Source organism: Hymenobacter crusticola (assembly GCF_002154225.1).
Lineage (GTDB): Bacteria > Bacteroidota > Bacteroidia > Cytophagales > Hymenobacteraceae > Hymenobacter > Hymenobacter crusticola.
Genome location: NZ_MTSE01000115.1, coordinates 1 through 846, shown reverse-complemented (window position 1 = coordinate 846; position 846 = coordinate 1). Strand labels below are relative to the sequence as shown.

Annotated in this window: 1 protein-coding gene; it reads left to right on the top strand. The window is 48.7% G+C overall.

All coding sequences use genetic code 11. From position 1 onward, the window contains the following. Positions 1-441 precede the first annotated feature (441 nt). Positions 442-660 (top strand): hypothetical protein, encoded by a 219-nt coding sequence (locus BXP70_RS29105; RefSeq protein WP_086597612.1) that lies wholly within the window; start codon positions 442-444, stop codon positions 658-660. Positions 661-846 lie beyond the last annotated feature (186 nt).

The window sequence follows — 846 nt, the reverse complement described above, 5'->3', positions numbered from 1 at the left end:
GCTGCCTAGGTAGCGCAGGCACAGCCGGTACCTTCGGTAGCATGGCTACGGAGGAAGCTAGCGGAGCCTAGCCAATAAAAGCTAACACATAAAAAAGCGCGGTAGCTGATAGCTACCGCGCTTTTTTATGTGCTAATCTCACTCAACAGACCAGTTAAGAAACTGCTCTTTATGTAATCTTACGCAATTCCGCGGCACTTTTGAAAAAAGGTTATTTGCCTAGGAAAAGTCACACTCACTGAGCGTCCCGGATACCTACTTGCAATTAGTAAAAGGGAAAAATTCAGGTTGGGACTTGGACACTTTACGGGACTGTTTGAAAAATGTCCAAGCGGAAAGCAGATAGCGTTCTAAGCAGGCGCTTTACAGCTGGTAGCAGGAGTGCAGGAAAGATCTTCGCATCATACTTGCCTAGCCGGGACTTACTACTTTACATGGCCCATGCTGGAACGAGACTTCCTATTCTTCTTTGTGACGCCTATTGGGCTCTATATCGTAGGTAGCTTGCTGCTATGCTACCGCTTACAGCGCCAACGCTCACTCCGCATTGGACAGGCACTCCTACTCGGGGGCGTGTTAGTCATCGGCTTCTGTATATTGGTGGCAATCGTCGGATTCTTCTTCATGGCCTATCATCCCATGGACCCACCCGGCAGCTAACTCTTCGAAAGCAATAGCATGTACCCGTACGTGAGCCAAGCCACAACGAACGTGGCTATTGCAAACAACTCAGTGGTGTAGGAGAGGGACTAATGGCGATCCGCCTAGTAGCCCCTCTGTATAACGTCTTCCAATAGAACGTTTGATAAATGTTGTAGGCTTGACTAGAAGAGTTATTGGCGCTGG

Excerpts from the sequence above, each read along its gene's own strand:
- BXP70_RS29105 (WP_086597612.1), top strand. The coding sequence starts at position 442 with ATGCTGGAACGAGACTTCCTATTCTTCTTTGTGACGCCTATTGGGCTC.